The sequence below is a fragment of the Burkholderia lata genome (genome assembly GCF_902499025.1).
In the GTDB taxonomy this organism is placed as follows: Bacteria; Pseudomonadota; Gammaproteobacteria; order Burkholderiales; family Burkholderiaceae; genus Burkholderia; species Burkholderia lata_C.
Genome location: NZ_CABVPW010000008.1, coordinates 90904 through 110444, shown reverse-complemented (window position 1 = coordinate 110444; position 19541 = coordinate 90904). Strand labels below are relative to the sequence as shown.

Here is a 19541-nt window from a genome sequence, read left to right as displayed (position 1 = left end):
GCATGCGTGGTTTTTTTGCTCGCGACATTCTATTTGATTCTGTTACGTGAGACAATTTGCGCCGACCATAAATTACCAAGACTACTAGGCAATGTCGCGTGTTCGGGTGAATGCTTTTTGGGTTTCGATTATCGGGGGAGTCGCCTTGTTGGCCGGCTGTGCAGGGGTGATTCCTACATCCGGACCGAGCAGTGCTCAGATCGATCGGGCGGCGCAGGCGCCGAATGCTACGGGCATTCAGATCGTCGATTTGACGGACGACGTCGCTCGCAAGCTTCTTGCCGAACGAACCCGCGCGGATTTCTTTAGCGGACTCGGCAATGACACGGCATTTCAGCGGCGGTTGGGCATTGGCGACACGATTCAGGTGTCGATCTGGGAGGCGCCTCCCGCGACACTGTTCGGTGCCGCGCAGACCGACGCGAAGAGTGGTGCCAGCGGTGCACACGCGACGGTTCTGCCAGATCAGACGATCGACGGCGACGGGAATATCAGCGTGCCCTTCATTGGCCTCCTGAAGGCGGCCGGGCGCACGCCGACCCAACTGCAGCTGGACATCATGGCGCGCCTCAAGTACATGGCGCACAATCCGCAAGTGTTGGTCAAGCTGTCGCAAAACGTCACGTCATACGTGACCGTGGTGGGTGACGTGGAAAAGAGCAATCGCATGCAGCTGACGGCGCGCGGCGAGCGGCTGTTGGACGCGCTGGCGAGCGCTGGTGGGACGCGCCAGGCGATCGACAAGATCACGATTCAGGTGACGCGTGGCGACAAAGTGGTGTCATTGCCGCTGGAGACCGTAATTCGCGATCCGCACCAGAATGTTCCGCTGCATGCGGGGGATGTGGTAACTGCGTTGTTCCAGCCGTACAGCTTTACGTCGCTTGGTGCGACAGGCAAGAATCAGGAATTCAACTTCGAAGCGCAGGGCATTACGCTCGCGCAGGCGCTGGCGCGAGCTGGCGGGCTGGAGGATTCGCGCTCGGATCCGCGAGGCGTGTTCATTTTCCGGCTTGAGGATGCAAACGCACTGCCGTGGCCGAATACTCCGGTTCGCGTCACGGCTGATGGCAAGGTGCCAGTCGTGTATCGCGTGAATCTAAAGGATCCGAGTTCGTTTTTTGTTGCCCAGAGCTTCATGATCGACAACAAGGACTTGCTGTATGTATCGAACGCGCCGATTACCGAGATTCAGAAAGTGCTGAATCTGGTGTTCTCGGTGGCATATCCGGTGGTTACAGGGGTTCAGACGTTTAAGTAAGCCCGTGGTCGGGCGAAGAGCTTGAGCGGCATCGGTTTTGTGACTGCTCACGTTGTCGCGGATCACGTGAATTGCCTTTCTGTCTGGCCGGGCCGGTACCGTCTCGGTGAGGAGCGCGCCGAAGCGGGCGCTGATATGGCGTGGGGCCGTCTTGCCCAACACTTCGCCGGTGGCCATATTCAACGTGGCAAACAGGCTTGGGGTGCTGTTGCGTTCGTATTCGAAGTCGTACCTCTCGGCGCGTCCGGGCGAACGCGGCAGCATTCGGTTTATGCAATCAAGCGCCTGAATGGTCGTTTTCCCATCCATGCAGAACACCACCGCATGCAACCGCGGGTTCAGGTACAGGCCGATCGCATCGACAGCCTTGGCCGCAAAGTCGGGATCGTTGAACACCATGTTGGTATCGAGATGATGCGGCCGATTGCCGTGGTTGCGTTAGATATGCCGCACCGCCGTGAAGGGCGCGCCCAACTACGTGGCCAACTTTCCGTGGCTGCAGTGTGTCGTGCCGTCGGCCAGTTTGCGTCGCAGCGTGTAGTCCCGCACTCTCGCTTCAAGACGCGCCAGGTCACCATGCGGAGCACGACCAGGGTGCCTATCGTACAAGCCCGCCAGGCGGTCACTCGCAAAGCGAGTGTGCGATGTCGTGATGAAACGCGAATCGCATCGCAATTCGTTCATGATCGCCCCGCGCGAGGTCCCTTCGTCGAGCAGCAGGATCGATCGCGCTCGCCTCGCCTTGCCAACGGCCATCGTTCGGCTGCACGCACCGACAGCGGTTCTTCGCGCTCGGATTCATTCAGATTCATTTTGCCGGTGTATCCCTAAATCGGTGCGAATTCATTGGTTCAACGTACCGGTTGACAGTGGTGTGTGAGTGGTCCTTTGGGGTGCGTCAGATCGACGTGAAGGCTAAGATTTTGTTTGGTGGTTCCATGGTTAAGAAACGCAAACTTGACGATTGTAAAGAGGTGCCGTGCCCTCCCATGCCGTTGACATTAATCAATCGGTCAATCAAGGCGGCGGCATTGTTTGAAGTCGTCGTGCCAATCAAGCCGTTTCAGAAATTCGTCTGCGCTGATAGTCCGCGCCTATCGCAACCTCAAGACGCTGATCGCCGTAATAGCATGCGCGATGACGAGCAAGGGGAGAGTTGCCTCCCGGATCAGTCTATCCCCGCTTACATGCCCTCCATGGCAAGCGCTTTGAAGCGGTTGATGGGTGAAGTGAGCCGTAACAGCGTGCGCGATGATGCACAAGAGAAGACTAGCCTGCAGGATCAGTCTGTTTCTACTCACACGCCTACCATGGCGAGCGCTTTTAAGCGGTTGATGGGTGAGGTGCGCTGCAATAGCGTTCGCGATGACGCGCAGTGGGAGAATTCCCTCCAGAATCAGTCGTCGAATGTCGAGCCGACCCGCGATATTGGGGCGGAGCGCGATCTTGGGCAGGAGTCGGGCCTGAAATATGACGCCAGCATGGGTGACATGCTACGGAAGTTAATCTCTCCGCGTCCTATAATCACTACTTCGGGCGGGCGGTCGGATAACGTCGGTTTCAATTCCCCGATTTTGGATCCTCTCCTGAACAGCGAGGGTGGTCTGGAATATCTGCTGTCACTGGATGGCGACGACTTCATTCGGGCTGCGTATTTGAAGGTTTTGAACCGGGCGGTGGATCCGACGGGTCTGAATTACTACCGTCAACGTTTATTTATCGGGATTTCTCGTCGCGAAATACTGGGGCAATTGGCGCATTCAAGCGAAGGGCGGAGCACCGGGGAGTGGCGAAGCAGGCTGCGTCATTCGTATTCTGTATTGCGACGCCGAAGCGTTACGCCTTTCCGATGGGCGACGGAAATCATTAGCGCGTTCAAAAAATATCATCTTCATGAGATAACCCGTCGGGACGGGGATCAATTCATCATGGAGGCGTTTCGCGCTGTTTTGGGTCGTTCGCCCGATAAAGCGGGGTTCGAGCACTATCGCATTCAATTGTTGAGCGGTCGCGATAAAGTTTCGATCCTCGCGGATATGCGGATGTCCAAGGAGAGCAAAGCAGTCGGTAATCGGGTTGCAGGGCTGACGGCTATCGCCTGGTTGAGAAAATTCAGGCGTACGATTCTTGTCAAGCAACTTGTCGATATTCTTAATCTGCCTTGGGTTGCGGCGGATATCCTCAAGAATCTGCGTGGCCTTGCCCTGGAAGTCCGCGAGCTTCGTTCGCAGCACGAATCCCGGTTCGATACCGTATTGGAGTCGCTTCGGGCTGACCGTGCGCAAGCGTTAGCTCTGTCTGAGCAGGCATTGACGCGGTATCAGGATATGTCTGACCTTCTTTGGCAGCAGAAGGCGGCGTTGACTTCCGAAATGGTGACGTTTGCGGACGACATCAAATCGATGTTAATTGCAGCCCAGGCTGCCGGGCAGGACAACCTAAAGCATGCAATACGCCAGGCGGACTTGTCGTTTGAAAAGTCGGTTGGGGTGATCAAAGGGGATATTTCAAGGCGGCTGGAGACTGCGCAGGCGCAATTGCGTGCGCAGGGCGATCAATATGTAAAGGACGTCACGGCGCTCGTTACCCGTGAGCATGCTGCGGCGGGCGTTGAGGCGCGACAGTTGCAACAGAAGGTGGATCGGCTCAGCGCAGCGCTGCCGAAAGCGATCGACGACGCGAAGGTATCAGTCCTGAAGGCGCTGAAAAAGAGCACGGCGGCGGACGACGCGGCGCGACAGTTGCAACAGAAGGTGGATCGGCTCAGCGCAGTGCTGCCGAAAGCGATCGACGACACGAAGGTATCGGTCCTGAACGCGCTGAAAAAGAGCACGGCGGCGGACGACGCGGCGCGACAGTTGCAACAGACGGTGGATCGCCTCAGCGCAGTGTTGCCGAAAGCGATCGACGACACGAAGGTATCAGTCCTGAACGCGCTGAAAAAGAGCACGGCGGCGGACGACGCGGCGCGACAGTTGCAGCAGACGGTGGATCGCCTCAGTGCAGCGCTGCCGAAAGCGATCGACGACGCGAAAGTATCAGTCTTGAACGCGCTGGAAGAGAGCACGGCGGCGGACGACGCGGCGCGACAATTGCAGCAGACGGTGGATCGCCTCGGTGCAGTGCTGCCGAAAGCGATCGACGACGCGAAGGTATCGGTCCTGAACGCGCTGGAAGAGAGCACGGCGGCGGATGACGCGGCGCGACAGTTGCAGCAGACGGTGGATCGCCTCGGCGCAGTGCTGCCGAAAGCGATCGACGACGCGAAGGTATCGGTCCTGAACGCGCTGGAAGAGAGCACGGCGGCGGACGACGCGGCGCGACAGTTGCAGCAGACGGTGGATCGCCTCAGTGCAGTGCTGCCGAAAGCGATCGACGACGCGAAGGTATCGGTCCTGAATGCGCTGGAAGAGAGCGAGGCGGCGGATGACGCGGTGCGACAGTTGCAACAAATTGTGGACCGACTAAGCCTGGCGTTGCCGAAGACTATCGAAGACGCCAAGACGTCAGTCCTTGACGCGTTGGAAAAAGATGCGGTGAGCCAGAATCTCTTGCGCGAACAAGTCAGCCGTGACTTTGCTAGTGCGGGAGAGCTGCTCGGCCATAAGACTGCCATGCTGGGTGACGAGACGCGTAAGTTCGCAAATGAACTGCAAGCTCAATTGCGTGAGATGAACGGCAATATCACTCACGCGGTTCGAGAGACGTCCTCCCATCTGGAGCAGACCTTCCCGCAGAGTATCGAATTGGCTCGAGGCGCGATTTCGTCTCAAATTGCTGAAAATCAGGCTATTCAGCAGCAACTACGTGCAGAACTGCAGCAGTTTAGTCCGCAATTCGACCGAATCGAGCTCTATAGCCTTAAAAGCGCGCGAAGGGTCGCCGTTCCCTGTGGTGAGAATGATATTTTGGTGCGCACGAATATAGGATACGTCCTATGCGCCAGCGATGATCATGCCTTGGTCGCGACACTCGTGGAAGCCGGCGAACTCGAGCCAGGTATCCGAATGTTGATTCAACGCCTTCTTTCGCCTGGAGACGTGTTTCTGGATGTGGGTGCGAATGTCGGAATGCATAGCATCGCGGCCGCGCAGACTATGCGCGGACAAGGGCGCATCATCGCTTTCGAACCCTATAGTCCCACGGCTAAGCTGCTGGAGAAGACTGTTTGGATCAATGGTTTTCAAAATATTGTTGACGTAAAGAACGAGGCTGTTTTTGATGTGCAGGGCGAACGCGCACTTCACCTCGGGGCGACCAGTGGGCATCACTCGCTTTTCCCTCATGAGGGTCACTTGCCGATAACCGACACGGCCGTCAACGTACCTGTCACAACGCTGGATCATGCCGTTGCAAATTTGCCCAGTGCGAACCTTATTAAAATCGATGTCGAGGGGGCGGAGTCGGCGGTGATGGCCGGGGCGGGGGCGTTGTTGGGCCGCAGTAAAGATATTGGTATCATCGCCGAGTTTGGGATCTCCCATTTAAGACGGGTTGGTGTTGGTGTGCATGATTGGTTGGCAAGCTTTCACAGGCACGGTTTTGTACACCGTGCTATACATGCTGAAAGCGGTGCGATATACGAAATTTCGATCGACGAATTGGAAGCTGCAGATTCGGTAAATCTTTTTTTTGCGAGACCACTTTCGCCAATTTTGGAAAAAGCGGAATATAAAAAATGAATAATTCAGTGATTGTCCTGGGGGGCGGAGGACATGCGAAGGTAGTCATCGAAATACTTAGATCTACCGGATACGATGTCTCCTATTGTATTGCCGCATCCGACGATGTGCCGTATTGTGTTGGCGTACCCGTGCTATGCGGGGATCATCATCTGTCGCGGCTCTTGGATGCCGGACATTCGAAACTATTTCCGGGAATCGGATCCAACGCCGTCCGCGGGCGTGCTGCTGAACAGGCGCTCAAGCTGGGTTATGAGTTGGTGAATGCGGTTAGCCCGATGGCGTCTATCTCCCCCTCTTCGATTATTGGAAAGGGCGTCGCCATCATGGGCGGTGTGATTGTAAATGCAGAATCACGGATCGAGGATCTCGCGATTATCAACACGGGTGCCACCGTCGACCATGATTGTCATGTTGGTTTCTCCGCGCATGTTGCACCGCAGTGTGCGCTTGCGGGCAACGTAAAAGTAGGCGATTTCGCATTTTTGGGTATCGGTACCAAGGTTATTCCTGAAATCGTCATTGGGGAGAACGCTCTTGTTGGTGCCGGGTCGATCATCATTCGGGATGTGCCGCCCTCGAGCAAAGTAATTAATCGAATGCATCAAATTGTGTCGCAGCGCGGGTAGAAGATTGTGCATGCGCAAGGAGTGAGTTGTTAGTTGGCCTTCAAACAAGAAGGTCGCCATATTTTCAAGGTTTGATTGAGCTTGGTTGAGTGCCTAATTGGCCGCGGCGAAGCGAAGTTCGTTGTTTTGGCAAAGTCGAGTGAGTCTGCTCGTTGCGCAGATGCTCAACGCGACGTCATGAACGATTCTTGCCGGAAGGGGCCGTGTCAACAGCGTCGACGATGTGGGGGGGCGGCGTTGTAGGTGCTCGAAATGAATGGGTTGACTAGCGATGATGCTGGTAATGCTTTGGTCGGTGGAGTGTTCGATTGACAAGTGCCAATTAACATTCCCGGTGTGCCTTTGGTGAAGTATGTGGCCTCCGTTTTCGTGAGCAATTAATAAGGAACTAACGTTTATGAAGCGAATTTATGTGGCTGAGCCCAAATTGGCGGGTAAGGAGCGAGAATATGTGCTGGACTGTATCGATAGCACGTGGATTTCGTCCAATGGGAAATACATAACCGCATTTGAGAATGAATTTGCGCGCTTTTGCGGCGTGAAGCATGCAATCGCAACCAATAATGGCACGACTGCCCTCCACCTGGCACTTGTCGCAATGGGCTTGCAACCTGGCGACGAAGTTCTCGTTCCAACGGTCACATACATAGCGACGGCCAACGCGGTACGCTATTGCGGTGCCACACCTGTTTTGGTCGATGTACAACCCGGGACGATGAATATCGACCCGGATGATCTTGAGCGTCACATCACGCCGAGAACGAAGGGCATCATTCCGGTTCACCTTTATGGTCACCCGGCTCAGATGGAGCCGATTATGCGAATCGCCAAGGATCACGGCCTGTTTGTGCTCGAGGATGCGGCCGAAGCGCATGGTGCGGAATACATGGGGCAAAAAGTCGGGTCGTTCGGCACGTGCAGCACATTCAGCTTCTTCGGTAACAAGATCGTTACGACTGGCGAAGGCGGGATGATCACGACCGACGATGATGAACTGGCGGCAAAGCTTCGACTCTATCGTGGCCAAGGAATGGACCCGAATCGGCGTTATTGGTTTCCGGTGGTCGGTTACAACTACCGGATGACAAACATTCAGGCGGCTATCGGCCTCGCTCAAATGGAAAACATTGAGCAAGCTATTTCGGCTCGGGAGCAGGTCGCTGCTTGGTATAACGACGCTTTGGCGTCGTTGGTGACGAAGATATCGCTTCCGGAGGAAGCCCCGTGGGCTAAGCAAGTGTATTGGATGTACAACATTTTCTTGCGCGAGGGCGGAGAGGAGCGGCGTGACGCAGTGATGCGTAATCTCGATTTGCAGGGCGGAATCGAAACGAGGCCCGTTTTCCATCCGATGCATGTCATGCCGCCGTATGCGCAGGCTAGTACCTTCCCGGTGGCGGACTCTTGGGCGCAACGCGGGATCAACCTGCCCACGCATCAATTGTTGACTCGAGACGACGTCTACCGAATCGCGGATGCACTTGCTCATGCTATTGGATAAGTATGAAAATTGCACTTTGCTCGTCCTATACTCCATTTGCGGATGGTGGCGATAGGGACGTTATGGAGTGGCTAAAAGCAGCTCTCCTGAAGGCTGGGCATCAGGTTGAGCTTGTCTATTTGCCATATTCTGCGGCGGCGGAATCATTGCTTACGCAGATGGCCTCCTTTCGTTGGGTGGATCTCACGAGTTCTGCCGATCGAATTGTTTGTTTTCAGCCGCCTGCTTATTTGATTTCGCATCCGCACAAAATTATTTGGTCCGGTTGCCATATTCGTGAATTTCTCGACTATTTGAGCAATGAAAACGGACAACTTTCTGTCGGCGAAGAGCGTCAGGCAATTGACGACATTTTGTGCAGCTTAGATGCAGCTGCATTTAATGAGGCGAAGGCAGTTTTTTCTCACTCTAAATCCGCCGCGGATTGTTTGCGTCGATTTAATGGCGTAAATAGTGAGATTCTGTATCAGCCGGTGTCGTCTCCGGAGCGTTTTCGACACAACGGTTTTGGCGACGAAATTGTCTGTATGGCGCGACTTGAACAGCGTCAACGACAGCATCTTCTCATTGAAGCGATGCGGCATACACGCACGGCGGTGCGGTTGCGATTGTGTGGGGTGAGTTCCGGGGATAAATACTTGCAGCACCTGGAGGATTTGATTGCATCCCTGGGGCTGCAAGATCGCGTTCGACTCGAAAATCGTTGGACTGACGAGGGTCAAAGAGCTGAACTGCTTTCGGATTGTCTGGCCGCTGCGTACATCCCGTCAGATGGGTGGACACACGGAAATCCCGCACTGGAGGCGTCCCATTCGTCAAAACCTGTTTTGACTACCTCGGATGTCGGTGCGGGAGCGGAGTTGATCGAGCACGATCATAATGGATTGGTGGTCGCCCCGGATCCGAAAGCGCTAGCTGCAGCTATGGATCAACTGTATGTTGACCGAAATCGAACTCGAGAAATGGGACTGCATGCTGCAGCTCGTGTAAATGAGATGAATATTTCGTGGTCCACGGTGCTGACGAGGTTGCTCGCATGAAGGTTCTTGTCGTCAATAATATGGCCCCGTTTGTTTGGGGCGGCGCCGAGGAGTTGGCTACTCATTTGGCGAAGAATTTGATCATTGCCGGGCATCAGGCGGAAGTGCTGCGAATTCCATTTCAGTGGGAACCTTCCCACGGGATTCCGTCGCAGATGCTGATGGCACGAAGTCTTGACCTGAGTGGGGCGGACCGAGTAATTGCATTGAAGTTTCCTGCTTATTTGGTTAGACACCCGAAGAAGACGCTATGGTTGCTGCATCAATATCGCCAAGCCTACGATCTCTTCGATGCAGGGCAAACGAACATAAGCGCCGATTCGGTCGGCGATGAACTCCGTTGCATCATCAAGAGTGCCGATGATGAAGCGTTTGCTGAAAGCGAGCGTATCTTCACCAACTCGGAGGTCACTCGCAATCGGCTCGCGAAGTACAACGGCTTCGATGCAGAAGTGCTTTTGCCGCCATTGAACGATCCTGAGTTGTTTGTCGGCGGGCCTTCCGGCAAGTACGTATTTTCGGGCGGGCGTGTAAACGGCTTGAAGCGGCAGCACCTCCTGGTGGAAGCAATGGCGCGTACGGCGCCGCATGTGCAACTGGTTGTAGCGGGGCCGCCGGATACGCCTGAGGATTCGGCTCGCCTTCATAGGCTGGTCGAGCAATATGGGCTGCAGGGCCGCGTTCATCTTGATCTTCGCTTCCTGTCTCGGCAGGAACTCGCGCGCTACGTCAATGAGGCCGCCGCATGTGCGTATCTGCCATTTGACGAGGATTCGCTGGGTTATGTGGCCATGGAAGCCGCGACGGCGGGAAAGGCTCTGATTACCGCGTCTGACAGTGGGGGTATTTTGGGCTTGGTTCGACAGCACGAGACCGGCTGGATTGCGGAGCCTACAGCCGAGAACTTGGCATCCGTACTTAACGAAGCTTGTCGCGATACACGTTCCGTCCGGGAAATGGGACAGGCTGCGCGAAAACTTTGGGCCGACATGGAAATTTCGTGGCCTGCTACCGTCGAAAGGCTACTTGCATGAGGATCTTATTTTTCACCCCCATTGCGCTGGCTTCTGCGATCGGTCGTGTTTCTGCGCTCGTGGTGGCAGAGTTGGTGCTGCAAGGCCACGAAGTTGTCGTCGTCCGGACGGAGGATCCAGCCGAGTTTGGCGGCCCGACTCATCGATTTTCAGGGGACGTCGTTGCCTGGAATGAAACTGAGCGTGTGGCGCACCTCGCGGCACACTCCGAGATTGTCGTCTACCAGGTCGGAAATCACTTCCCCTATCATCGCGGGTGTCTGGAGTGGTTGCCGACGGTGCCCGGATTGATCGCATTGCACGATAACTTTCTGGGGCATTTGTTTTGGGCATGGTCGGATGCGGTCGGGCGAAATAACGCACTCGACGTACTGTCGACCTTATATGGTGAGCACACTGCTGCGGCTTTTTTTAATCAAACTGATTCAACGCAGTTTCTTGAGTTCGCATCTGAGTCCGCTCCGCTGACCGAGTGGATCGCTTCGATGGGCTCGGCAGTGATTGTGCACTCCAGCTGGGCGATGGAGCGAATCGTCGGCTCGTGCGCGGGGCCGGTTGAGGTGGTGCCGCTTCCGTATGACGCGCCTTACCTGGGGCAACCGGAGTCGAATTCGGCAGGGAATAATTCGCAGCGCCTCGTCGCGTTGACGGTGGGGCACGTCAATCCAAACAAGCGATACGAAAGCGTAATTAGAGCACTCGGAGAAAGTTCATTCCTCCGCAACCATGTGTCGTATCGGGTGGTCGGCCCTGCCGAGCCAACTACGGTGCAAGAGCTTACGTCATTAGCAGCCCAGCTTGGAGTTGACTTGGTCATGACTGGTGCGGTGGACGACAGGCAGCTTGCGACGGAAATTCAAGGAGCGGATATCATGTGCTGCCTGCGCTGGCCCGCTCTCGAGGCCGCTTCTGCTTCGACCATCGAGGCAATGTTGTATGGCAAGCCTACGGTGGTGACAGACACCGGGTTCTACCGCGATCTGCCGAACGACTGCGTTGTAAAGATTTCACCCGACGCCGAGATTCAGGACTTGCGCCTGGCGCTAGAGAAGCTGAGTAAGTTCCCTGAGGAAAGAGTGGCTTTGGGGGAGCGTGCGCACAAATACGCGTCGAGAACATTCAGGGCCGACAATTATGCGCGTGCCATCGTCCGCACGGAGCATCGAATTAAGCGGTCCAGAATAATTGGTCAATCAGCCGAAGTTTTTTCATCGACCCTGAAACGGTGGGGCGCAAGTGGGAGTGGCATCATTATTGATGCAGTCGCACGTCCGCTCGACCTGTTTAGGTGAATTTAAATTTTCAAATAACTGATATATATTATATGAACAAGGCGATCATTACCGGCATTACTGGTCAAGACGGGGCCTATCTTGCGCAGCTTCTGCTGGAAAAAGGCTATGTGGTGTACGGAACGTTTCGACGGTCAAGTTCAGTCAATTTCTGGCGGATCAAAGAACTGAACATCGAAAATCATCCGAACCTTCACCTGGTGGAGTATGATCTCACCGATCTGAGTTCTAGTATCCGTCTCTTGCAGACCACGAACGCGACGGAAGTTTATAATCTGGCCGCGCAGAGTTTCGTGGGTGTCTCGTTCGACCAGCCTGTCACGACGGCCGACATTACCGGTCTTGGACCGCTATACCTTCTTGAGGCGATTCGCATCGTCAACCCGGCGATTCGTTTTTATCAGGCAAGCACGTCCGAAATGTTCGGGAAAGTGCAATCCATTCCGCAGACGGAGTCGACGCCATTTTATCCGCGGAGCCCGTACGGTGTTGCAAAACTGTACGCTCATTGGATCACGGTAAACTACCGCGAAAGCTATGGGATCTTCGGTGCAAGCGGGATTTTGTTCAACCATGAGTCCCCGCTGCGTGGCCGTGAATTTGTTACGCGCAAAATTACCGATAGCATCGCGAAGATCCGCCTCGGCCAGCTTGACGTCCTCGAACTCGGGAACTTGGACGCCAAGCGCGATTGGGGCTTTGCAAAAGAATATGTGGAAGGCATGTGGAGGATGCTCCAGGCCAAGACGCCGGACACCTATGTGCTGGCGACGAACCGTACGGAAACGGTTCGGGACTTCGTGACTATGGCAGCTAAAGCCGCAGATCTGGATCTTGCATGGGAAGATCAAGGTGAAAAGGAACTGGCGATCGACCGCAAGTCGGGCAAAGTAATTGTCCGGATCAATCCGAAGTTCTATCGTCCTGCCGAAGTGGATCTCTTGATCGGCGATCCGGCCAAGGCGCACGAAGAATTGGATTGGAAGCCGCACACGTCACTGGAGCAACTGTGCGCCATGATGGTAGAGGCCGATATTCGCCGCAACGAGACCGGATTCTCCTTCTAATATGAGGCGGGTACTTATAACGGGCATCGGCGGGTTCACGGGGCGACATCTTGCGAACTCGCTTTCTCGGGCCGACTTTTCTGTCGTGGGCATGTCGCATCGGCCGTTGAATGCGGACGCATGGCCCACGCATGTATGTGATTTACTTGACCGTGAAAAGCTCTTAGACATTGTTGCCGCGACAAAGCCCGATTTTGTTGTGCATTTGGCCGCTGTCGCGTCTGTTGCGCATCCATCTCCGGCCGCGATTTATGAAACGAACATTGTCGGTACCCGCAACTTACTAGATGCTCTGCTGGCTTCCGAGAGCCAGCCCCGCGCAGTATTGCTGGCGAGCAGCGGAAACGTGTACGGCAACGCGACGGTTCAACCGATTGCCGAGACTCAGTCGCTTGCGCCGACGAATGACTATGCGCTAAGCAAGCTCGCGATGGAGTATATGGCAAAGTCGTGGCAGACTAGATTGCCAATCGTAACTGTCAGGCCATTTAACTACACCGGCATTGGTCAACCGATAGATTTTCTATTGCCGAAGTTGGTCTCTCATTTTCGTTCGAAATTACCAGTATTGAAATTGGGTAACCTCGACGTAGTGCGGGACTTTTCAGACGTACGCAGCGTCACCGAGGCCTATACGCGGTTATTGACGCAAGATAATGTGGCCGGGCAGACTTTCAACGTCTGCTCGGGCGTCGGCCATGCATTGAAGGATGTTCTGACGATGCTGCGTGAGTTGACCGGACACCATCCTGATGTCGTGTCAACACCAGAACTCGTTCGCGGGAACGAAGTTCATACGTTGATCGGTGACCCTTCGCGACTGCAGCGGGCAGTGGGTCCAATGAATTGGATCCCTCTTCGCGAAACGCTAGTCTCGATGTTGGAAGCTGGGGTATGAGACTGACATTGGGTGTCGATGCACTCGTACCTCCACTCACCGGGATCGGTCGATACACTTTTGAGCTGGCGAAACACTACCAGTTGCATCGGTCGCAACTGGCTGTGCGTTTTTTCTTCGCGGGACGTTGGGTATCGGATCCGGCGGCGTTATTGCAGGAGCCGGTGTGTCGCAAGCCCGGACAGTTGCGCAAGCTTTGGGAGCGAAATCGCTTGCGCAAGTGGCAAACGGCGCGCGAGTTGCGCCGCGGTGTCTACCATTCGCCAAATTACTTCCTTCCCCCGGCGGTTGAGGGCGGTGTGGTGACAGTTCACGACCTGTCAGTCTTTAAATATCCGGAGACACATCCGATCGAGCGAATTCGGCATTTTGAAGCCGGATTCGCATCAACGCTCAAACGCGCGGCACACTTGATTACCGATTCGGAGGCTATTCGCGAAGAGGTCGTCGAGCAATTCGGGTGGCCGGCTGAAAAGGTGACTGCGATCAGCCTCGGTGTACCTTCCGTTTTCCACCCGCGAGACGATGCCGAACTGCGTCCGATGTTGGCAGCGCTTGGATTGGAGCCTGGCGCATATGTGCTTTGCGTTTCGACGCTTGAACCGCGCAAGCGCATTGACGCGCTCCTGACTGCGTATCGCGCGCTGCCGGACTCGCTTAGGCAGAGGTACCCGCTGGTTCTCGCTGGCAGCAACGGCTGGCTGAGCGAGAGTTTGTTGGCACAGATCCAGGAAGGTGAATCACAGGGCTGGGTGCGCTATCTGGGCTTCGTCGCAGAGCCGATACTACCGTTTCTGTATTCGGGTGCGCACGCGTTCCTTTTTCCATCCGTCTACGAAGGTTTCGGGCTGCCGGTACTGGAGGCGATGGCTAGTGGCGTGCCTACCCTGACTTCAGATTGCTCGTCGCTACCTGAGGTGGCCGATGGCGCAGCATGGTTAGTACAGCCTGGCGATCATCAAGGGCTCTACGACGGCATTATTCGTGTTCTATGCGACGAAGTCTGGCGGAAGGGCGCACGAGATCGGGGCCTCGAGGTGGCGGCCCGTCACACTTGGGAAAGCTGTGCGGAGCGTACTCTCGATGTATGTCGACGCTTTATGTAGATCCTATGTAGCTGTGGGGGCTCGACACGACATACATTCGTAAGCGGCTATCTCCGCTGCCGCCCAAGCTCTGTCGTCAAGGCGGGTTGGCTAGTCGTGAAGCGTCAAGCGTGTGTTTCTCGACCCAGGAAGTCTGGCCATCGGCGCAACGCCGCCGATGGCGCCATGAGCACGAGGCCAGTTGCAGTAGTGCGCCAACTCGCCAAGGCTTCGATGCGATGGGCGGAGCTCTGGTATGTCCATGCGTAGGCCCATTCGCGTCACGCTGACTGGATGACGCGTTCGGCCTTGCCGTTAGTCTGCGGACGATGCGCTCGCCTGATTTTGTGCCGGACACCCAATTTCCGGCAGGCCTGAGCACCAGACTCAGTCCGGATGAATCGTCGATACAACCTAGTGAAGCTTTACCGCTAGTCGCTTGCGTACATCCCGATGGCGCTTGGCTTGATCGAGTCATTTTCCCGCAAGAGACACGGCTCAGGCCTGCGTGCGGTCAAGCTCTATCAAGAGGGTGCGAAGTTGCTGGGCGCTCTCGGCCCATGTCAGTCGCGCCATATTGCTGCTGTCCGGCGCGCTCGATTCATCGATTTGATTGAGCCATGCTGCTAATCGAGGCGCGAGTTCTACTCCGGTTCTTTCTCTAAAATATGTCGCGTTGTCGCCTGCGATCTCTCGGAACACCGGGAGGTCCCGGACGAACAGCGGCGTGCCGAATTGTGCCGCTTCGACAAGCGGCAGTCCGAACCCTTCGGCTTCAGAGGCCATCACAAAACCGTCGGCAATCGCATAGAGGGATGTGAGTGTCGCGTCGCTGACGTCGCGGAGCCATATCAGGCGTTTTCCCGTCTCCGGGTGTTTCTCCAGTCTGGCAGCCACATCTTCCACGTGCCAGCCCTGCCTTCCCGCAATGACGAGTCTGACATCAACACCCGCGCTCCATAAGCACTCGAACGCGTCAAGTACCAGGGCATGTGCTTTGCGCGGCTCCACTGTGCCAACCATGATGACTGTGCGGCTGATCGAAGGTTCAAAAAGCCGGGAAATGTCGACCTCGTTCAGATCCGGGGGGAGGCCTTGTGCCGGCAGGTCCGCGCCGAGGTGGAACCAGCGGATGGCTGGCTGGTCGTTTGTCAGGTGGTGGTGGTCTTCTAGTCGGCGTCGAACGTCCGCAGCTACCGATGAGGATATGCAGAATAGCGAATCCGCATGGATCGAAATGCTAGTAACCCAATGCTGGAAAAATTTGCTTGAACGACGTGTAAACCAGTCTGGGTTGGTTGCGGGAAGCAAGTCATAAACGACAAACGCATGACGGACGCCTTTCGCGCGCCACTCGAGCAAGTCTGCTTGCCTGCGAGGCAGGATTCTACTTGTCAAATCGAGGCCGAGAAAAATATCCCCCTGATCAACGTTGATCGCCTCCGCCGAGGGCGGAGCGCTGCCCGTGAGTGCTGAAAAATACTGGTCAGCATAGCGATATCTCTGCTTGCGCGTCGCCATCACGGGCCGCACGACAAATCCCGGCGGTGGTTCGCTTATCAACTCGCGAAGTAGCGAACGAACCACGCGCTGAATGCCGGTGCCGGCGTCGTGCACGGCAATGATGGAAACATCGACCAAAAGTTGGCGGCTGGCAGTCGATTGCGCCAGTTTGCCGGTTCGTATCGATTGCACGGCCCGACGGGCGTCTTTCGTGAAGTGGGGCGCCCACCGCGTTGCCATTAGCGTCAGCAGTATTGCTTTTATTTTTCGTATCAAGGGGCGATTTTCACGTTAGGTCGCGGGATGCCGCGACTTCGGTCTGACCTGCTTTGGGCGAGACGCGGAATTTGCTGTACTGGATGCCAGGAGGCCTGGAAAATGGACATTGGTCAGCACCAAGATGACCCAAGCCTGATCTGGGTCGCGCGCATCTCCTTAGTGCGGGAGGGTCACCCGCTGAGGAAATGCTGCACATCGCCTCACATGACGCTTTCCTTGTAGAACGCGTATGCGTCGTCCAATTTTTCAAAATCGTGTAACTTACCATTGACCAACACCGCCGCACGATCGCAGTGTTCCTGGATGTATCCGGGATCGTGGCTAACGATGATAAGAGACCGATCGCGACGTCGTTCAAATAATTCGTGATGGCACTTCGTATGGAATCGACTGTCCCCAACGGCGATGATTTCGTCGATTAGAAAGCAATCGAATTCGACGGCCATCGAAATCGCGAATGCCAGTCGAGCTCTCATACCCGCCGAGTAACTCTTCACCGGTTCGCGCAAGTAGTACCCAAGTTCGGAAAAATCCTGAACGAATGCTTCTGCAGCTTTGGGGTCGGCACCATAGACCCGGCAAATGAAGCGAAGATTATCCATGCCGGTCAGGCTGCCTTGAAACGCACCGCCGAAAGCGAGTGGCCATGACACGCTCATGGTCCGGGTGATGCGTCCGGATGTCGGGAGTTCCGCTCCGCTGATCATCCGGATCATCGTTGATTTGCCCGCGCCGTTCCGGCCCAAGATTCCGACTTTTTGCCCTTTGGTTATTCTTATGTTCACGCCATCCAGCACCAATCGCTGACCTTGTCGCGTATGGTAGGCTTTTGACAGGTTCTCCATTTCAATCATTCTGGTTCCACACGCTTACTGGCTTCTCTTACTAGAAATAGCCCGAGAAGCAAAAGTAATAAATCGGCCGTGATCATGTAGCTTACGTCGTAGTGGGCCTTGACTGCAGCTCCGAAGTATCCCGCGCGCAGCATTTCGGCGCCGTGGACCATCGGTATGAGCAGGATGACCTTCTGCGCAGGGACGGGGAGCCAATCGACCATGAACAATGCCCCGGAAAGCGGAAAAAGCAAATAGGCCGCTGTATGCCAGACACGATCGATCGTTTCGCTTCGCTCGCTCAGAGCCCCAATGGTGAACCCGAGCCCGGTGCCGAGAATGATGAGATACACCCAAGCCTCGATCATCAGTACGACGTCGTGCGGGGGGGCCATTAGTCCAAGCACGATGAAAAGCGTGGAGAGGAACACCAGGGAAATCGTTGCGCCGGACACTTCAAGCAGGACACGCGCAATAAAGAAATCAATCACGCGCACGTTGCGGTGATAGAGCAGGCTTTGATTTGGAAGAATCGCGAGCGCACAGCGGTTTACGCAGTTACGCCACAAAAGGACCGTCGAGTAGCCCGTAACGGCAAACGCCGTGATAGGGAGATTCGATCCGTGCGTTGACTTCGTGGCTGTCCAGAGACCGGTCACGCCGAGCGTGAACATCATCGGTTCGAAGAACACCCATAGGAAACCAATATTGTGGCGACCGTAGCGCGTCAGGATTTCTCTCATCAGCAGCGCGCCCACGACTCTGCACTGTATCTGGAACGATCGATACAGTGGCGCAACGTGCTTCTGCGGGATCTCGCTCATTCGTGATGCTCGCGAACGCCGGCGAGCAGCAGCGTCAGGACGCCCCAGACGATCATCCCAAGCGCGAACACCTCGAATACCGACTTCAGTCGCTTCGGCTCGATCGCCACATCTGGTGCATTCGGCTGGACGAGTCTTTCCAGATAGAGCTGCTTGCGCTCGGCTTCGGCACGAGCGTTTTCCAACGCCGACATCGCCGAACCAAGCTGCTTGTCGCTGAATTGCGCATCCAGTTGCAGCCGCGCATAGTTCGCAGCCTTCTGCGAAAGCGAGTCCTTGCCGCCAGTCACGCCTCCGGTCGCCGCCTGTATCTGCTTCTGCAGCGATTCGATGTTCGTTTTCAACACGGGAACCTGCGGGTTCTGCGGCGAAATCGACTGTAGCTGCATGAGCTGCGTCTGCGCGGCGAACATCTGTGATTGCAGGCTCGTGACCTGCTGAAGCTGCAGGGCGGACTGCTTTTCCGGATCAAACACCGTAAACGAGTTCCGGTAAGCCGCGAGCGCTGCTGCTGCATCCTTTGCCTTCGCCGCAGCGAGACTGACTTCGCGCTGCGCGAACTGGACCGTATCCGACGATGCCCGTTCGTTCATCCGATTGACGAGCCGTTCGCTGATTTCCAGCAGCGTCTGGTTGATCTTTTCAGCGTCCTTCGACGTGAACGCCCGAACCTGCAATGTGGTAATGGCGGACGTGGAATCGAAGTCTATCGATACGACATGCTTGCCGTAATACTTCCACAACGCTTCAAAGCTATCGTCGAGGCTAGAGTTGAACCGGCTGATGATGTCGCCGCGATTCGAGTACGCGTCAAGGAGGTAGTTGCCGCGGTTCAGCTCAGTCAGCGCGTCGCGCGACTGGATATAGTCGATCACAGGGTAGGTATCGTCCTGTGCCCGCGCGAACCCGGTACCTTGCAGCAGCGCACCGACCACGCTCGTTTGGCTCTGCCGCTGGGCGCTGCGCACGACGAAGCGCGACTCCGAAACGTAGACGTCGGACGCCACGAGGCCATAGTAGATAGTGGCAATCGTGGTGGGCACGAGTACTGTCAGCGCAAAGAGCCGATTAATCTTCTTGATCCGCGCTATCAGGCCTTTCTTATTGACCGTTGGCGACCCCGATGTCGCTGTCCTGCTAGATACGTTTTCCAACTCTTTTCCAGGCTGTTTGGCTCCGTTGCACTATCCGCCGCGTGTGGCGATTTTGTGACAAAGGAGCGAAGAATATTCGTGAAACTGTGTCGCCAACTCTAGGAAAAACGTTTCAAACAGATTGGCAACCTGCTTAAGCACCCCGGTTGCGCCATGCCGCGTTGGCGCGCTGCGGTGCCGCGGTGGCCTGCGATCTGTGCGACAGATGCGCGTAGATCGTGCCACGGCGGCTGATTATAGCCACACGTTATGCAAGGCGCCATCGCGGTGGGGTTGTTGCGACACCTTGCCGTATTTTTCGCCGCGTCTATATTGCTTTCAGCTGCGATGCTGTATTCTTCGAACCTTGCCGGGACCAAGCAATTTTTTAACAAATATTACGGGCTTACTACATCGAAGGTGTCGCGGGCGGCGTCGCAGCATTTCGAGCAGGCCATATTCGCTGTTTGACCAGACAAG

14 protein-coding genes and 2 pseudogenes are annotated in these 19541 nt (G+C 55.7%); 10 read left to right on the top strand and 6 right to left on the bottom strand.

Annotated elements, in window-relative coordinates:
- Window positions 1–91 precede the first annotated feature (91 nt).
- Entirely contained in the window at window positions 92–1261 is a 1170-nt protein-coding gene (locus tag BDI24065_RS10330; protein WP_175031158.1) for a polysaccharide biosynthesis/export family protein, read from the top strand.
- A gap of 21 nt (window positions 1262–1282) precedes the next feature.
- Here BDI24065_RS10330 and BDI24065_RS10325 read toward each other — a convergent pair.
- Window positions 1283–2073: pseudogene (locus tag BDI24065_RS10325) on the bottom strand (IS630 family transposase); the annotation flags it as partial.
- A gap of 81 nt (window positions 2074–2154) precedes the next feature.
- On the opposite strand from BDI24065_RS10325, the gene BDI24065_RS10320 reads away from it, so the two are divergent.
- The 9 genes from BDI24065_RS10320 to BDI24065_RS10280 all read left to right on the top strand — a co-directional run bounded on the left by BDI24065_RS10320 (window position 2155) and on the right by BDI24065_RS10280 (window position 14510).
- A complete protein-coding gene (locus tag BDI24065_RS10320) occupies window positions 2155–5943 on the top strand; it encodes an FkbM family methyltransferase (RefSeq protein ID WP_175031157.1) in 3789 nt (1262 codons plus the stop codon).
- On the top strand, window positions 5940–6572 hold the full coding sequence (locus tag BDI24065_RS10315; RefSeq protein WP_175031156.1) for a NeuD/PglB/VioB family sugar acetyltransferase: 633 nt from the start codon (window positions 5940–5942) through the stop codon (window positions 6570–6572). The genes BDI24065_RS10320 and BDI24065_RS10315 overlap by 4 nt, the downstream gene beginning before the upstream one ends.
- A gap of 397 nt (window positions 6573–6969) precedes the next feature.
- Entirely contained in the window at window positions 6970–8073 is a 1104-nt protein-coding gene (locus BDI24065_RS10310) for a DegT/DnrJ/EryC1/StrS family aminotransferase (protein ID WP_175012620.1), read from the top strand.
- A 2-nt stretch (window positions 8074–8075) separates the two neighbouring features.
- Entirely contained in the window at window positions 8076–9113 is a 1038-nt protein-coding gene (locus BDI24065_RS10305; protein WP_175031155.1) for a glycosyltransferase family 4 protein, read from the top strand.
- Window positions 9110–10147: a glycosyltransferase family 4 protein gene (locus BDI24065_RS10300; RefSeq protein WP_175031154.1), complete on the top strand. Its 1038-nt coding sequence runs from the start codon at window positions 9110–9112 to the stop codon at window positions 10145–10147. The genes BDI24065_RS10305 and BDI24065_RS10300 overlap by 4 nt, the downstream gene beginning before the upstream one ends.
- Window positions 10144–11439, top strand: coding sequence for a glycosyltransferase family 4 protein (locus BDI24065_RS10295; protein ID WP_175031153.1), 1296 nt, complete (start codon window positions 10144–10146; stop codon window positions 11437–11439). Before BDI24065_RS10300 ends, BDI24065_RS10295 begins: the two co-directional genes overlap by 4 nt.
- 32 nt (window positions 11440–11471) lie before the next feature.
- Entirely contained in the window at window positions 11472–12506 is a 1035-nt protein-coding gene (gmd, locus tag BDI24065_RS10290) for a GDP-mannose 4,6-dehydratase (RefSeq protein WP_175012624.1), read from the top strand.
- A gap of 1 nt (window position 12507) precedes the next feature.
- The gene (locus BDI24065_RS10285) at window positions 12508–13404 is read left to right on the top strand and encodes an NAD-dependent epimerase/dehydratase family protein (RefSeq protein ID WP_175031152.1); all 897 of its coding nucleotides are present in this window, start codon (window positions 12508–12510) and stop codon (window positions 13402–13404) included.
- Entirely contained in the window at window positions 13401–14510 is a 1110-nt protein-coding gene (locus BDI24065_RS10280) for a glycosyltransferase family 4 protein (RefSeq protein WP_175031151.1), read from the top strand. Before BDI24065_RS10285 ends, BDI24065_RS10280 begins: the two co-directional genes overlap by 4 nt.
- Before the next feature lie 90 nt (window positions 14511–14600).
- On the opposite strand, the pseudogene BDI24065_RS10275 reads toward BDI24065_RS10280, so the two are convergent.
- The 5 genes and pseudogenes from BDI24065_RS10275 to BDI24065_RS10255 all read right to left on the bottom strand — a co-directional run.
- Window positions 14601–14869: pseudogene (locus BDI24065_RS10275) on the bottom strand (integrase core domain-containing protein); the annotation flags it as partial.
- A 118-nt stretch (window positions 14870–14987) separates the two neighbouring features.
- Window positions 14988–16184, bottom strand: a complete 1197-nt coding sequence (locus tag BDI24065_RS10270; RefSeq protein WP_254609723.1) for a glycosyltransferase family 4 protein — start codon at window positions 16182–16184, stop codon at window positions 14988–14990.
- 287 nt (window positions 16185–16471) lie between these two features.
- Entirely contained in the window at window positions 16472–17125 is a 654-nt protein-coding gene (locus BDI24065_RS10265; protein ID WP_175031149.1) for an ABC transporter ATP-binding protein, read from the bottom strand.
- Window positions 17122–17928, bottom strand: a complete 807-nt coding sequence (locus BDI24065_RS10260) for an ABC transporter permease (protein ID WP_175031148.1) — start codon at window positions 17926–17928, stop codon at window positions 17122–17124. The genes BDI24065_RS10265 and BDI24065_RS10260 overlap by 4 nt, the downstream gene beginning before the upstream one ends.
- The gene (locus tag BDI24065_RS10255) at window positions 17925–19082 is read right to left on the bottom strand and encodes a hypothetical protein (protein ID WP_175031147.1); all 1158 of its coding nucleotides are present in this window, start codon (window positions 19080–19082) and stop codon (window positions 17925–17927) included. The genes BDI24065_RS10260 and BDI24065_RS10255 overlap by 4 nt, the downstream gene beginning before the upstream one ends.
- Window positions 19083–19541: the final 459 nt, after the last annotated feature.